We start from the raw sequence: 15,852 nt of genomic DNA, 5'->3' as shown, positions 1-15,852 counted from the left end.
GGTAATTAAGAGGGGATACTCGGCAAATTAGATCGATATTTCGCTTTGAGTTGCGAACGGGGTATTCGTTTTCCAAAAATACCGTTTTTTATGCTCGATTTCATTCCCCTTCCAACCTTTACTCAATCTTATTATTTCACTGAAAATTTAAGTTCGAAGTACATGAAAGTCAGGAGAACACTAGAAAATCGTGCCGGGAAGTGACGACACGGAATTAAATAGAAAACGCAATATTTGTAATATTAAAAAGATTGTGATTTGACACAATACGTTTGCGTCTATAGCATAAAAAAGCGAATAGAAGGTGTCTCCATTTCTTAATCTAAGATGAGTTATACCGTCAGATTTAGGGACTGTTTTCTATCAAAATTACAACTTAGAATCGATTGGGAGGTTTGATGAAAAATGGCTCGATTTTTATTTAGCAACACGCCGATTCACGGCCATGTGAGCGCGAATTTGCTGCTTGTCAAAAAGCTAGTGGAACGAGGCCACGAAGTTGTGTGGTACACGGGCAAACGGTTTAAGGAAACCGTCGAAGCCGTCGGGGCAAGGCACGCAGTGATGGGATTCGATTACGATGATCGAAAGCTAGAAGAGGAATTTCCCGAGCGCCGTAATCATGAAGCCTTGGACAAACTCAAATTCGACTTGAAAAATATATTCATGGCGCCGACTCCCGTTTATTTCGAGGAAGTATCGCGTATTCTGGAGACGTTTCCCGCAGAGGTCATTGTTTGTGATCCTTCATGTTTTTTCATTTTACCGATGATCGAATCCGGTGAACATAAAGGCTTAAAATATGCTGTTACCGGTTTTACCGGATTGACAGTGTCTAGCGTGGATACTCCACCGTTCGGCCCTGGGATTCCCGTCACTCCGGGCGTGGATGAACGCGCCCGAAATATCGAATTGAACAATCAAATCCAAAACGTCATGTTTGCCGATTTACGGGATTATTTTAACAAGCTGCTAGCCGATCACGGCCTGACTCAAATTGATGGCTACATTATGGATGCGCCGACCAAGCTAAGCGATCTTTACCTTCAATTTACGGTTCCATCTTTTGAATACCCGCGTTCCGATTTGCCGAAAAGCGTTCGTTTTGTTGGACCAATGTTGTCCAAAAACGCGAGTTCAAGCACTCAGAAGCTTCCCGACTGGTGGGAGGAGCTGGACGGCGATCGCCCAGTCATCCACGTCACGCAAGGAACCATTGACATCGGTGATTTTAATCGGTTAGTCGTACCTACGATTCAAGCCCTTGCCGAAGAGGATGTGCTTGTCGTAGCTTCGTTAGGCGGACGAATACAATCCGCCCTTTCTATAGATCTTCCAGCCAATGTGCGGGTTGCCGAGTTTTTGCCATACGATCAATTCCTTCCGAAGGTTGATATTATGGTCACTAACGGTGGATATGGTGGCGTACAATATGCACTTTCTCATGGCATACCGTTGGTCGTGGCTGGCGATACGGAAGATAAGCCTGAGATTGGCCAACGTGTATCCTGGTCTGGCGTAGGAATTAACCTGCACACCGGTAACCCGTCAGCCGAACAGGTCCATCAGGCGGTTCAGGAAATACTTTCGAACGGTAAATACCGAGCGCGCGCGCAAGAACTCGAGGCGGAGTTCGCCAATTATGACGGACCGGTCAACGCAGCTAGCTTATTGGAACAGCTGATTGAACCGTCTTTGTGATTATTAATTGAGGTGGACATCATGAAAGGTATAATTTTAGCGGGGGGCACGGGATCTCGCTTATATCCTCTTACGAAAGTAACGAACAAACACTTACTGCCGGTTGGCAAATATCCGATGATCTTCCATTCCATCGTCAAGCTGAAGGAAGCGGACATACAAGAAATTCTTGTCGTCACAGGAAAAGACCATATGGGCGATGTCGTTAGCCTGCTGGGCAGCGGTGGGGATTTCGGTGTGTCGCTTACCTATAAAATACAAGATGAAGCAGGCGGAATCGCGCAAGCACTCGGTCTGGCGCAAACGTTCGTCAACGGTGACCAGATGGTGGTCATTCTAGGAGACAACGTGTTCGAGGAAAATATCGCGCATTATGTCAATAGCTTTCGCTCGAAAGGGAGCGGAGCCAAGATCCTGATCCAAGAAGTCAGTGACCTCCAACGGTACGGGGTGCCTGAACTCGTAGGTGATAAAATCCTATCCATTGAGGAAAAGCCACGTTCTCCAAAGAGTCGTTATGCAGTAACTGGCATCTATATGTACGACAGCAAGGTATTCGACGTTATTCGCACATTGGAACCTTCTGGCCGGGGAGAGTTGGAAATTACGGACGTCAATAACGCTTATATACGCATGAACGAGTTAACATTTGATGTGCTTCAAGGCTGGTGGACGGACGCAGGGACGTTTGCTTCTTTAAGCCAGGCGAATGAACTTGCGAAAGATATATTATTTGGAGATGAATTCGGTCAGCTGAAACTCTAGAACTAGCGTCCATCAAAAGAGAATAATGTTGAGTATAAACCATCGTTAGTAATAACGATGGTTTTGTTTTATGCAAACTGTCGGATAATAGTTACAATATATGGTATAATCCTTTGGGGGAATCTAACAAATGAATTTATTTCAAGGAGGTAGAACAATGGATTTTAAATGGATTAATGAAAGCGAAATTACTGAAACAGATGGTAGAATAGAAATATATGCAACAGAGAAAAGCGACTTTTTCTGTAACCACGGAGCAGATTCAGAAGAAGGAATTACACCGAAAACACTGTGTAATGCACCTTTTTACTATACGCAGGTATCCGGGGATTTTGTTATGCGAGTGAAAGTATCGCATGATTTTAAAGATACATACGATTCCGCTTCCATCATGGTAATGAAGGATATGACCCATTGGGCAAAGGCTTGTTTTGAATTAACTGATTTTGATACTCATGCAGTAGTTAGTGTTGTTACGAAGGAAGAATCGGATGATGCAAACGGCTGCAATATTGATGACAATACGGTATGGCTCCAAATTTGCAGAAGTGGGAATTCATTTGCTTTCCACTATTCTACGGATGGAGAAAACTATTATATGATGAGATATTTCACCTTGCCTGTAGATGAGACTTCTGTCAAAGTGGGTTTATTGGCACAGGCTCCGCTAGGAAACGGTGGCAAGAGAATCTATGAAAATCTGATTATTGAAAGAAAAACAGTCAAGAATATTCGTATGGGCAAATAATGTTGTCCTGTCGAGTCAAGCTGCATACGTGAGATAAGTACAATGGAAGTTTCAGAACAACTATTCGAGAAATCATATTAATTAGTATTCAAATAGAAGAACATATTAAGAATGTTCAGACTGTCGAGAAAGTCTCGACAGTCTTTATTTTTGTCCAGATTGTTTAACACCTTGTTAATGTAAAGACGGAATCGTTACTTTCGGACTCTATGATACAGGATCGAAAAGTTTACAAGTTCGATACACAACAGAGATACTTTGGACAATCAGTGCTCCCATACTTTAGTTCACGGAAGATCTAAAAAAAGGAGTTACCTTCATCATGAGCATGTACCGATCGAATTTCCACAACCGCAACCAGAACAAAAGAAGAAGGAAGAGAAAGATTGCACGGCTGATCCTAGTAAACAGCACGCTTCTGGTGCTGATCACCATCATCATTGCCGTATACACGTTGAACTGGGGTGACGAGAATGCCGTTCCACCGGACAGCATTCAGCAGCAAGGCGGCGATAGCAGTATTGTCAAACCGGACGGCGGGGTACCTGAAGAACATGAAGATTTGACTTCCCCGCAAAACAACGAAGAGAACGGACCTTCTGAAATGCCTGCAGCCGGTCCGGTGAAGCTGTCTTTTGTCGGCGACATTTTGCTTGCCTCCAAGGTGGACGCCATTATGAACAAGAATGGCTACGATTACCCTTACAAAAAAGCTAAGCCGTATCTGAAAGCCTCAGACCTCACCGCCGCCAATCTGGAGAATCCGATAACCCGCGTTAACGACCCGGCTCCTGACAAACAGTTCGTCTTCAAGGGAGATCCCGTTTCGCTTCCGTCGCTCAAGGCGGCAGGGTTCGACGTGGTATCACTCGCCAATAACCATACCCAGGATCACGGAAAGCAGGGATTGCTGGATACCATGCATAATCTCGATAAAGCCGGTATTCCGCATACAGGTGGTGGCCGCAATGACGTGGAAGCCTTCAAGCCGGTTATCCTGGAAGCAAAAGGGATCAAGGTCGCCTATTTCGGCTTTAGTCGCGTGCTGCCGGTTATGGAGTGGAAGGCCGATCCGAACCGCATCGGCGTCGCAGAGTCATACGACGAAAAACAGGCGGTACAAGCGATTAGGGATGCTCAGGAAAAGGCTGATCTTGTCGTTGTCATGGTGCATTGGGGCAGAGAGAGGGTGGACTGGCCGGTTGATCATCAAAAAGTACTGGCTCGTGCCTATATCGACGCCGGCGCCGATCTCGTCATTGGTTCACATCCGCATGTGCTGCAGGGCTTTGAGTCTTATAAAGGCAAGTGGATCGCGTATAGCCTTGGCAATTTTATTTTTAATACAACCGCTACGAAGAAAACAAGGGACACCGGCGTGTTGGATGCCACCTGCACGCCAGAAGGCGCATGTGATCTGCAGCTGCACCCAATGCGAGCGAATAATTCACAGCCTGTGCCGCTCAAGGGTGCCGAGGCAACTACGCTTCTGAATCGTATTTCCGATATCTCAATCGGCGCTTCGATTGACAGCAAGGGGCGCATCAGTGCCAAGTAGAAGAAAAAATAATCAAACCAGTTTCTGATCATTAATTAACTCAATGTTTGGTCTTCAGATTGGGCTTCACAAAGTTAATACCCCATTTCCTAGAAATGGGTATAATTTTCAAATTAAATTAGAAAGCTTTACTTTAAGAAGACTAAGCATTTGTGAAAGTCATTGCTTTCAAACAATCGAGGAGAGACCACCCAGATGAGATCGTTATCCTCCGGAAACTTATGGAAAATCATCAGCATTTCCGCCGTTTTGTCAACCCTGCTGCTGGTCGCGGGCTTTGGATTCGCCGTCAAGGATTTGCTTTATCCGAGGGGCGAGTCGTTCGCAGGGAGAGCAAACGTTCCGGCGCTCCCGGCTGGAGGCAAGCTGAGCGAGGGCAAGAACATCGAAATCACAGCCATCGGCGACTCGCTGACGAAAGGAACCGGAGACGCGTCGGGCGAAGGTTACGTCAAGCAGGTCGTCGCTCTGCTAAAGCAAAAATATCCGGACACATCCGTCCGGCTCAATAACAATTTGGCCGTCAACGGCTTGAAGGCCGATCGGCTGCAGAAGCTGCTGGAATCCGATAAGGGCTACAGCTTCGCACTCAAGCAGTCCAACATAATCGTCTTCACCATCGGCGGGAATGATCTGTTCCAGATCGCCTCGGGCACGAGTCCGGGCAAGGCGGCGGACGGATTGAAGCTGGATAAGCTGAAGTCCGGGTTGCCGCAGGGCTTGAACCGGCTGGCGCAGGTGGTGAAGCGGCTGCATGCGATCAATCCCAATGCGCAGGTCGTGTACGTCGGCTTGTACAATCCGTTCTATGATATCCCGGAATATCGGGGCGGCTCGCTCCAGATCCAGCAGTGGAACGAACAGGCGTACGCTCTGCTTCACCAATACCCCAACATGACGATGGTCCCAACATTCGATCTGTTCGAGAATGCGATCGGCCGGTACCTGTCGTCGGACCATTTTCATCCCAACCACGACGGGTACGCGCAAATCGCCGCCCGGATCGTGCAGTCATTGGAATAGGAGAGAACGCGCATGCAATACGCGAGCCAGGAGGCCAGGCAGTCGGCCCAACAGGACGTCGTGCTGTCCGTCAGCAGCGTCAAGAAACAAATTGGCGGCAAGCCGATCATCAAGGACGTCTCGTTCGAGGTCCGCTCCGGCGAAATCTTTGGGTTTCTCGGACCGAACGGCGCCGGAAAAACAACAACGATCCGCATGCTCGTCAATCTGATCAAGCCGACTTCGGGCGAGATTCTAATCTGCGGCGAAGACATCGGACGCCATCCCGAAGCCGCGCTGCGCCACGTCGGCTGCATCGTCGAGAATCCCGAAGCCTACTCCTACTTGACCGGCTGGGAAAACCTCGAGCATTTCGCGCGTATGCTGCGCGGCATCGATAACGCGCGCATTCGCGAGGTCGCTGCCATCGTCGGACTGGATTCGCGCATCCACGATAAAGTAAAAACTTATTCGCTCGGCATGCGGCAGCGGCTCGGCATCGCGCAGGCGCTGCTCGGCCGGCCGAAGCTGCTCATCCTGGACGAGCCGACGAACGGGCTCGATCCGAAAGGCATCAAGGAGCTGCGAGAATTCGTCCGCATGCTGGCAAGTCAGGGCATGAGCCTGTTCATCTCGAGCCACCTATTAAGCGAGATCCAGCTAATGTGTGACCGCGTCGCAATCATCAGCCGCGGCGAGGTGCTGGCCGTCGGTACGGTGGACGAGTTGATCCACGGCGCGGACAATTACGTCGTCTGGCAATTCGAGCAGCCGGAAGCGGGACGGCGCCTGCTCGCGGGCGATGGTGACGTCGAACTCGTACCGGAACACGAACACCAGATAGACGAGAGCTTGCTAGGGATGAGGGAGGCGGTTATCACAGCGATGAACCCGGACCGGATTTCGAGCCTCGTCGAGAAGGCCGTTCGTGCTGGCATCGGCATCGTGTCGGTGCACTGCGTCGCGCCGACGCTAGAGCAGTTATTTTTACGGATGACGGAAGGTGAAAGCATTGGATAGACTTCTCCCGCTCATACAAAACGAGACGCTCAAGATCTGGAAGAAAAAGCGGTTTTTCGTCATCGTGCTCGTGCTGATGATTATCATTCCGATCTTTACGTACGCACAACATCGCATCGACGAGACAAACAAAAAGAATTTCAAGGATTGGCGCAATGAGCTCGTGCAGCAAATCAGCGAATACCAAAACACGCTCTCGAGCGACAGAATCCCGGAAGAATGGAAGCGTTCGCGGCGGATCGCCGTACAGCAGCTCCAGTATTACCTGGATCACGACGTCAATCCGAACTCGCCGGACGGCGTCACGTTCACCCGAAGCTTCCTATCGAACGCGGTTACACTGTTCTTCCCGCTTCTCGTGCTTGCCCTCGCTTCCGATCTCGTATCGGGCGAACGCACGTCGGGCACGATTAAGATGCTGCTGACGCGGCCCGTGCGCCGATGGAAGATCCTGTTCAGCAAACTCGTCGCGCTCAGCTTCTACGTGTCATTGACCGTTGTGGTGAGCGCCGTTCTCTGTTATCTTATATCAGGCGCTGTATTCGGCTACAATGGGTGGGGAATGCCTGTATTTACAGGATTTGTAATCCATGGTTCTTCGGTCGAAAGCGGCTTCGCGCACGCGATTCCGCAAGGGCTTTATCTGTTGATGGAAGCCGGGCTGATCTGGGTGTCAGCCATGACGGTGGCCTTGCTCGCGCTGATGGTGTCCGTACTCGTGCGCAGCACGGCCGCGAGCATCGTGGCGATGATGGCGGCCGTCATTTCCGGAACGATCTTATCGAACATGGCATCTTCCTGGCAAAGCGCGAAATTCATCTTCTCCGTCAATCTGCAGCTGACGAATTATTTGGCGGGCTCGCCGCCGATCACAGGCATGACGCTTGGCTTCTCGCTTGTCATTTTGGCCTGTTGGGGGATTACTTCCCTGATCGTTTCGTTCTTCGTCTTTACGAAACAGGACATCTTGAATTAAATCTACTCGGGTAACGAAAGTCGCATAAACAGCGGCTTTTTTATTTTTTTATACAGGTTCGACAATAACGAAATTGCCTTTAATAAATAATCGTGTACTCTTGATGTTCATATCTTTATCTCATCTTCACATCATCTGTTTATCATCTTGATGTGCTTTCCTTAAAATAGAAATGAACGAAAAGTGGACACACTGATTCTAGAACATCGCGAAACGGGAGCCGCATAATGAAAACAATCTTGATCGTGGAAGATGAGGAAATATTACGTGAAATTAGTAAGGACTACTTCTTAAGTGAAGGCTATAGGGTGCTGGAGGCGGCGGATGGGAAGACGGCTCTGGCGTTGTTTCAAGATCATGAAGTGGATCTGATCGTGCTGGACATTATGCTGCCGGAACTCGACGGTTGGTCAGTATGTCGCCGGATTCGCAAGACCTCGGACGTCCCAATCATCATGCTAACGGCCCGCGTCGATGAGGACGATACTCTGCTTGGATTTGAGCTGGGCGCAGACGACTACGTGACGAAACCTTATAGCCCGCCTGTTCTGCTCGCAAGAGCGAAACGTCTGCTTGAAAGCCGCAGCAAGAGCAGCAAGCCGGCGCAACCTAAGGACTCCTTAATCATAGATGACATTAAGGTCCATTTCCCATCTCGGACCGTTACGATAAACGGAGCAAGAGTGAATTTTACGCATACCGAATTCGAGATCCTCACGTATCTTATGGAAAATCAAGGAATCGTCATTACGCGAGAACAACTGATTACAAAAATATGGGGCTATGCGTATGTCGGAGACGACCGCACGGTGAACACGCATATCCGCAACTTGCGTACGAAGCTTGGAGACAAGGCTGCCATGATCGTCACGATCGTTCGGACAGGCTACAAGTTCGAGGCACAAGCATGAGAAGCTCCATCGTGCTCAAATTGTTCTTACTGACGACAACGTTGTGCATACTCATCTTAGCTGTCATCTATGCGGGACAAACCATATTTTTCAAAGAGTACTATGCGAACCGGAAAGTAAACGACTTGCAAACAAAGATTGAGGCGTTCAAGTCGGCTTACATGAATACCGCAGGCAATTCACTTGCGATCCAGACGCTTCAGCAAGACTTCTATCGATCCAACAATGCTTCGATTACGGTTCTGGATCATGATGGAAATCTTAAGGATGTCAACGACTTTTATCTAGAGATCAAATTGCTCAAGACATTGACGAAAGAAGAAGAGAAGATGCGCATTAAAGTACCTCTCTATCAGCTTATGAGCATAGAGGAGGCCGCTTCGGGACAATTGTTGATTGCTCGTGGAGACCAATTGTTCATTAACGGGATAAAAAGCAACTCCATGCTCATTCCCATTGTGGTGCAGCATCCGTCCGGGGAATTGCTGTATGTAAACGAGACATTCAAGCGTAAAGTTTATAAAGGCAATGTGAAGTTTGAAGAAAGGAAGGATTGGAAGGATTCGAATCCTTCCTCTTACACGAATCTTTTTGGAGCCGTCTCGGACATTCAGCTTCCGAGCAGCGGAGGAGCATCGGACTTCATTTATTCCAATAAGCTCTTCCTGGATCAGATCAACGCCTTTCAAGCAAAGCTGTTATTCGAGGGCAACCAGCATACAGATTCAATTCTCATTCAGGATTATGAACAGAATAACGTGAAATATAAGCTGTTCATCCAGCCAGTTCATTACGATAATGGTACAACAAACTACATTTTCGTCATGGCATCGCTGCAGCCGGTGGACGAAGCCGTACAAATGATGAAAGACTATTATGTCTATATCGTCATATTTGTAATGGTGCTCATATTGATCGCGTCGTTGTACTTCTCATTGAAAATCGCCAGGCCGCTCTTGCGCATCAATCAAACGACCAAAAAAATCGCGAATCTTGATTTTTCGGAGACGATTCCCATACGTTCCAAGGACGAAATCGGCGATCTGTCGCGCAATATCAATCAACTGTCTGGTACGCTGCACTCGTATATCGGCAAACTGCGGGAAGATATCGAGCGAGAGAAACAGCTGGAGAATACGAGAAAAGAGTTCATATCCGGCGTATCCCACGAGCTCAAGACACCTCTAAGTGTGATGAAGAGCTGCATATCGATCCTAAAGGACGGCGTAGCCGCACACAAAAAGGACCATTACTTCCAAGCGATGGAGAAAGAAGTCGACAAGATGGACCATCTCATAGTCGACATGCTTGAACTTGCGAAATACGAGTCAGGGACGTACAAGATGAAGATGGACACTTTTTTCATTGATAAGCTGATCAACTCCGTCTGCGGGCAGCTGTCGCATGAGATGGCAGCCAAACAACTGCGTTTAAGCGTGCAGCTTATTCCTGGCCTTGTCGTTGCCAATCAACACCGGATTGAACAAGTCATCACGAATTTCATGACGAATGCGATCCGCTACACGCCGAAGAATCTGGAAATCATTGTCTCGGTAATCGAGGAGACGAATCACATCGTCGTCCGAGTGGAGAACAAAGGCGCTCGAATTCCAGAGGAGCAGCTCAGTAAAGTGTGGGATCGTTTCTATCGCGGCGATACGGCGAGGCAACGATCCGATGGCGGAACGGGACTCGGACTTGCCATTTCCAGAAAGATATTGCAGCTGCACGACGTCAATTATGGCGTCACCAATACAACGGATGGTGTTGTATTCTTCTTCAGCTTGAATAAGAAAAGTTAATATCCGATTTTTTCTGTTGCCGCGTGCCGAGAAGGTGATTTTCACCTTCTCGGCACGCGGTTTTTTCACGTTGTGAATCTTTATTTCATCTTGATATCGGCTCCATTTCGTCTTAACCTGCTGTGATTATGATGAATCTATGAAAACCACTACTAAACTTATAGCTATAGCAATTGTCGGAGTCGTATTGTCAGCGGGATCATTCCAACTTCAAACGGAAGGAGTAATAAATGGGAAGCCACACGGTGGCCATACAAAGACCTTAGAGTCGAATACAGAGGCAAGTAGGCCTTTGAAAGGTAAAACGATCGTGCTCGATCCCGGCCACGGCGGCAAAGATGTAGGTTCCATCGGAGGTAACGGAACCTATGAGAAGGACGTGACGCTGCCTACAGCGCTAAAAGTGAGAGACAAATTACTTGAGCAAGGTGCAACGGTCGTAATGACGCGCGATGCCGATACGACGGTTTCGCTGGACGCAAGAACGGAGATCTCGCAAGAAGAGAACGCGGACTTGTTCATCAGCATCCATTTTGATGCGTTTCAAACAAGCGATGTGTACGGGATGACGACTTACTACTACAAACCGCAGAATCAGGAGATCGCTCAAAAGATTCACGAACAATTCCTCGAAGCGGATCTGCTGACGAAGGATCGAGGCGTGAGGTTCGGCGATTACCATGTGATCCGTGAAAACACGAAGCCGGCCGTTCTGCTGGAGCTCGGATACATTTCCAATAAGGACGAAGAAATACGGATGCAGTCTCAATCCTTTCAAGACGAGATATCGACGGCGATTGCTAGCGGCGTTGTTAACTGCCTTCGTTAACCAGCGGGGGAGATAGAAAATGGCAATGTTTCTTAAAATCATGCGGCGGCACAGCGTCGTTGCAGTCGGATTTCTGGCCCCCAGCGTGATCGGCTTCTCGATTTTCTACTTAATCCCTTTCGCGATGGGCGTGCACTACTCCTTTATGAATCGATCTAACGGGGGCTCATTCGTCGGACTGACCAATTACAAGGAGCTGCTGGCAAGTGATTCCTTCTTGAAGGCAGCCAAGAATACGTTCCTGTTCACATCCGTCAGCGTCCCGATCACGATCGCCTTATCGTTATTGCTGGCCTTGTTATTGAATCAAAGCATTTACTTCCGCAATTGGCTGCGAACCGCATACGTATTGCCGCTTGTCGTGCCAGTGGCTTCCGTTGTCTTGATTTGGCAGCTGCTGTTCGACTGGAACGGGGCAGTGAATAGCTGGCTTCACGAACTCGGCGTATCGCGGATGGATTGGATGAAGTCGGAATGGGCAAGAGGCGTGCTCTCCGTCGTCTATGCCTGGAAGAATATCGGGTACAACATCATCTTGTTCTTAGCAGGCTTGCAGAGTATCCCGAAGGATTATTATGAGACGGCTGAGCTTGAAGGCGCGGGCGCCATTCGTAAGTTTACTCGTATTACGCTCGTCTATTTGACGCCGAAGATGTTTTTCGTTGTCCTAATGGGATTGATCAGCTCGTTTCGGATCTTCAGGGAAACGTACCTGATTGCGGGCGATTATCCGCATGACAGCATCTATATGCTGCAGCACTACATGAATAACATGTTCCTGTCGCTCGATATTCAGAGGCTCACCTCTGCCGCAGTAATCATGGTGGTGTGCCTGATCGTGCTGGTGACTGGAATGTTTACTCTGGAGCGGCGTTTTACAAGTGACTTAGACTAATGGGAGGAGCTTTGAATTTGAAAGTTGTCATAAAGAAAGGCGCGATCACGCTGCTTCTATGCTTGCTTGCGACCTTGCTGCTGCTGCCGATTCTCATTTCCTTCACCAATTCGCTTATGACGGAACAGGAGATTGGATCGAACTACGACATGATTGGGGAAATGACGGATGCGGCAAATGACGGGGAGGATGCATTCGTCAATCTGAAGCTTATCCCTGATTGGGTATCATTCGAACAGTACGACAAAGTGCTAATCGAGACGCCAACCTATTTGAACTTGTTTTGGAATTCCGTTTACATGGTTGCGTTCATTATCGCTGGGCAGGTTATCGTCGGCGCTCTTGCGGCTTATGCCTTCGCGAAGCTTCGCTTCCGGGGGCGAGATCAAATGTTCTTCATTTACTTGATCACGATGTTAATGCCGTTTCAAGTAACGCTTGTACCAAATTATATCATTGCCGACAAGCTTGGACTTCTGAACAGCGCGTATGCCATCATTCTGCCCGGTATCTTCGGCGCTTTCGGCGTGTTTATGCTAAGGCAGTTCATGCTGTCGATTCCAACCGCTTACGTTGAGGCAGCTCACATGGACGGAGCCGGTCATAGTCGCATTTTCGTGCAAATCATCCTTCCGCTGATCAAACCAGCATTGGCGGCGCTCATCGTGCTGTTGTTCGTCGATTATTGGAACATGGTGGAGCAGCCTCTTATTTTTCTCGATGATGACTTCAGGCAGCCGTTGTCCGTGTATCTGTCCGTTATCCAGCAAGAGGCAAGAGGAGTAGGTTTTGCTGCGTCTGTCTTCTACATGTTGCCGATGGTACTGTTGTTTTTGTATGCGGAGTCTTATTTTATCGAGGGCGTTCAAACGTCCGGCATTAAAGGGTAGGAGGATCGTCTAGTGGAATGGCAGCATAACGGAGATGAAATTAAGAGTAGGAAGAAGAAGCTCCGACTGCTCTTCATCTTATTTGTCAGCGGATTACTTGTACTCACTTTGTACAGCAATACGCTGTTAACGATGAATCTCACGAAAGTATGGACAATCGTCGGGCGCCAGGAGGAATTCGTTCAGAGTTTTACCGGCAGCGGCGTGTTAGAGCCAGTTAATGAAGTTTCTTTATCAAACAAGGCGGGGTGGACTATAAAAGCCATCAAGGTCCGAGCAGGCGATGTCGTTAAGAAGGGACAGACGTTAGTCGTTTACGAAAGTATAGATGCCGAGAATCAATATTTGGATGCTAAGGTGCAGGTTGAGCAGCAGCAATTAGCGATTGAGGGCATACAAGACCGATACATTGAAGCGGCCTCAAGCGGAGATGACACCCAGTTACGCAGTGCAAATCGTGATCTCGAGAGCGCACGTCTTACGCTTGAAATGCAAAAGCGGAATCTCAACACCATGAAGGCAGATCTAGTCAGCAACCGCGAGCTGAAAGCGCCGTTCGACGGGATTGCGATGAAAGTGAATGCTGTGGAAGGGATAAGTTCTGCAAGCGCCGGCCCTGATGTTCTAATCACGTCTTCCTTGCAAGGTTATCAATTTCATGTACAAGTGCCAGTTGCAATTAGCGGGCATTTCACTATAGGTCAGAAGCTTGACGTCCAGGTCGGTCAATTAGACGAGGCGTCAATGGTGGAAGGAATCGTGTCGTGGATGGAAAACAAGGAATCCCAAGTGGATATCACTGTGACCGTAAGGAATGAACGACTCCGAGGAGGCGAACAAGCGCTTCTTGATCTCCGTTTTGCTTCCGGGAGCACAGGTGGAATTGTGGTTCCGAGCAGCGCTATTCATAAAGAAGGCAATGAAACGTTCGTCTACATTGTTGAAGAGCGTAAAGGCCCGCTTGGCAATACGAGCCATGTTCGTAAGATGCCGGTCAAAACCGGCGATTCTAACGAGTCCGAAACGGTCGTTCAGCAGGGGATTTTCCCGGATTCGCCAATCATCATGCAAAGCAGCGAACCGGTAGTTATGGACGGAGAACGTGTTCGGGTCATGTCGTAATCATGAACAACCAATTAGAAAGAGGGAACGGGAAATGAAGAATATATTAATCTTGGTGTTGAGCTGTATCATGTTGGTTTATTTATCTGCTTGTAATGGAAATAGCACTAATAGTGCTGGTGACCCGCAAAAAAACGCAAACGATGAGTCAAGCGCTGCTGCGAATATGGAATCTGACGCAACTCCACAGGGGTTGGAGCCTCTAGACGATAAACCGAAAACGATCATTGTATCGATACTTGGCATTACTCCGTTCTACAAGCTTGCGAAAGAGAAGTACGAAGCGCTTCATCCGAATACGACGATTCAATTCGAAGAGTTTACTTCAGGCAGCATGATGAGTGCCTCCGAAGTCGAGAGGTATATAAAATCGACAACAACAGAGGTCTTATCTGGTAAAGGTGCGGACTTATTCGCGATTACGACTGTTGAATTGCCAATCGATAAATACGTTAATAAAGGTGCGTTCGAGAACATAGACAATTGGATGCAGAGGGATACCAGTTTCGATCAAAAGCTATACCAGATGAACATTATAACAGGCTCCAAAATGAACGGCGGCCTATACATGATGCCTGTAGAGTTCTGCTTGGAAGCTCTGTATGGTGATGCAGACGGGCTTAAGAATGCAGGCGTCACGATTGACGATAAGGATTGGACGTGGAGCCGGTTCGCCGAAATCAGCAAGCAGTTGGCAAGCAATAACGGAAGTGCCTACACCATGAACTATTTACCACCTGAGGCGATGATCAACAACCTCGTGTCTGACAACTATCACCAATTAATCAATGGGGAGAGTGGCAAGTTAACATTTGACTCTACAGTCTTCACAAAATTACTAACGGAAGTGAAGCAGTTATATGATGAGAAGGAGTTAAGAGGTGAAGCATCCAAGAAAAGTCTCCTTACCTATTCGCTAATGAATTCCCCAAGCGATTATCTCGTAAGACTAGCCTCTTACTATAAGAACGGTAAGGTCTATCAGAAGCCGCATGCTGCGGATCAACAATCAGGTGTCTCTTTCTTAGCGACGAATCAGATCGCTTTGAATGCGAATTCGAAGATCAAGAGGGATGCATGGGAGTTTATGAAGCTTCTGCTGTCGGAGGAGGTACAATCCTATCCTCATCAAGCGGGTTTCTCGATGAACAAATCAGTGAATGAAAACGCAATCGAAGATGTACTGAAAAATGGTATTGATAAGGATGTTGGCGCTAAAGGCGGAGGTGCTGTGGTCGAAGTAACAGACGAGAAACTTGATGTTCTCCGGGACATGCTCTCAGAAGCCAGCTTAAGAAATATAGGATATGAAACGACGATTCAAAAAATTGTCTCCGAGGAAGTTAAAGCATTCTTCACCGGGCAGAAATCCGCCGATGCCGTCGCTCATTTGGTACAGAATCGAGTTACTACGTATTTGAATGAATAAAATTTTTCTAGAATATTTGGATATAGCAAAATTAAATATCCTACGGACGTCAATAATGCTTATAATCGCACGAACGAGTTCAGGTATGCCGTGCTTCAATTGCTAATTAATATCAATAAAAACCATCGTCAATAATAACGATGGTTTTGTTAGCAAAAGAAGCATGGGTTGACGAAATTATGATAGCCGATTTACCTCGAACAG

Annotated in this window: 14 protein-coding genes; all 14 read left to right on the top strand. The window is 47.8% G+C overall.

Translation table 11 applies throughout. From position 1 onward, the window contains the following. Positions 1-405: 405 nt before the first annotated feature. The 14 genes from BM200_RS05210 (at position 406) to BM200_RS05145 (ending at position 15,648) form a co-directional block, all read left to right on the top strand. Positions 406-1,701: a glycosyltransferase gene (locus BM200_RS05210; protein ID WP_091182097.1), complete on the top strand. Its 1,296-nt coding sequence runs from the start codon at positions 406-408 to the stop codon at positions 1,699-1,701. Positions 1,702-1,722: 21 nt separating this feature from the next. Continuing rightward, the gene (locus BM200_RS05205) at positions 1,723-2,466 is read left to right on the top strand and encodes a sugar phosphate nucleotidyltransferase (protein WP_091182095.1); all 744 of its coding nucleotides are present in this window, start codon (positions 1,723-1,725) and stop codon (positions 2,464-2,466) included. A gap of 157 nt (positions 2,467-2,623) precedes the next feature. Beyond that, positions 2,624-3,214 (top strand): DUF1349 domain-containing protein, encoded by a 591-nt coding sequence (locus BM200_RS05200; protein WP_091182090.1) that lies wholly within the window; start codon positions 2,624-2,626, stop codon positions 3,212-3,214. A 322-nt stretch (positions 3,215-3,536) separates the two neighbouring features. Next, positions 3,537-4,772 (top strand): CapA family protein, encoded by a 1,236-nt coding sequence (locus BM200_RS05195; RefSeq protein WP_091182089.1) that lies wholly within the window; start codon positions 3,537-3,539, stop codon positions 4,770-4,772. A gap of 195 nt (positions 4,773-4,967) precedes the next feature. Further along, positions 4,968-5,795 carry a GDSL-type esterase/lipase family protein gene (locus BM200_RS05190; protein ID WP_091182086.1) on the top strand — a complete coding sequence of 276 codons (828 nt, stop codon included), beginning with the start codon at positions 4,968-4,970 and terminating at the stop codon, positions 5,793-5,795. 12 nt (positions 5,796-5,807) lie between these two features. Next, positions 5,808-6,794 (top strand): ABC transporter ATP-binding protein, encoded by a 987-nt coding sequence (locus tag BM200_RS05185; protein WP_091182084.1) that lies wholly within the window; start codon positions 5,808-5,810, stop codon positions 6,792-6,794. Further along, on the top strand, positions 6,787-7,770 hold the full coding sequence (locus tag BM200_RS05180) for an ABC transporter permease (RefSeq protein ID WP_091182082.1): 984 nt from the start codon (positions 6,787-6,789) through the stop codon (positions 7,768-7,770). The genes BM200_RS05185 and BM200_RS05180 overlap by 8 nt, the downstream gene beginning before the upstream one ends. A 224-nt stretch (positions 7,771-7,994) precedes the next feature. Beyond that, complete coding sequence (locus tag BM200_RS05175; RefSeq protein WP_091182079.1) at positions 7,995-8,681, top strand: response regulator transcription factor; 687 nt, start codon at positions 7,995-7,997, stop codon at positions 8,679-8,681. Further along, entirely contained in the window at positions 8,678-10,483 is a 1,806-nt protein-coding gene (locus BM200_RS05170) for a sensor histidine kinase (protein ID WP_091182078.1), read from the top strand. Before BM200_RS05175 ends, BM200_RS05170 begins: the two co-directional genes overlap by 4 nt. Before the next feature lie 292 nt (positions 10,484-10,775). Beyond that, positions 10,776-11,312, top strand: a complete 537-nt coding sequence (locus tag BM200_RS05165) for an N-acetylmuramoyl-L-alanine amidase family protein (RefSeq protein WP_245772896.1) — start codon at positions 10,776-10,778, stop codon at positions 11,310-11,312. Between the two features lie 19 nt (positions 11,313-11,331). Then, positions 11,332-12,207: a carbohydrate ABC transporter permease gene (locus tag BM200_RS05160; RefSeq protein ID WP_245772895.1), complete on the top strand. Its 876-nt coding sequence runs from the start codon at positions 11,332-11,334 to the stop codon at positions 12,205-12,207. Continuing rightward, complete coding sequence (locus tag BM200_RS05155; protein ID WP_425434522.1) at positions 12,207-13,097, top strand: carbohydrate ABC transporter permease; 891 nt, start codon at positions 12,207-12,209, stop codon at positions 13,095-13,097. Before BM200_RS05160 ends, BM200_RS05155 begins: the two co-directional genes overlap by 1 nt. Before the next feature lie 12 nt (positions 13,098-13,109). Continuing rightward, the gene (locus tag BM200_RS05150) at positions 13,110-14,219 is read left to right on the top strand and encodes an efflux RND transporter periplasmic adaptor subunit (protein WP_091182074.1); all 1,110 of its coding nucleotides are present in this window, start codon (positions 13,110-13,112) and stop codon (positions 14,217-14,219) included. A 34-nt stretch (positions 14,220-14,253) separates the two neighbouring features. Next, a complete protein-coding gene (locus BM200_RS05145; protein ID WP_091182071.1) occupies positions 14,254-15,648 on the top strand; it encodes an ABC transporter substrate-binding protein in 1,395 nt (464 codons plus the stop codon). The last annotated feature ends 204 nt before the right edge of the window (positions 15,649-15,852 follow it).

Origin of the sequence: Paenibacillus catalpae, from assembly GCF_900112695.1 — a bacterium.
Lineage (GTDB): Bacteria > Bacillota > Bacilli > Paenibacillales > Paenibacillaceae > Pristimantibacillus > Pristimantibacillus catalpae.
This window is presented reverse-complemented; position numbering and strand designations above follow the sequence as displayed.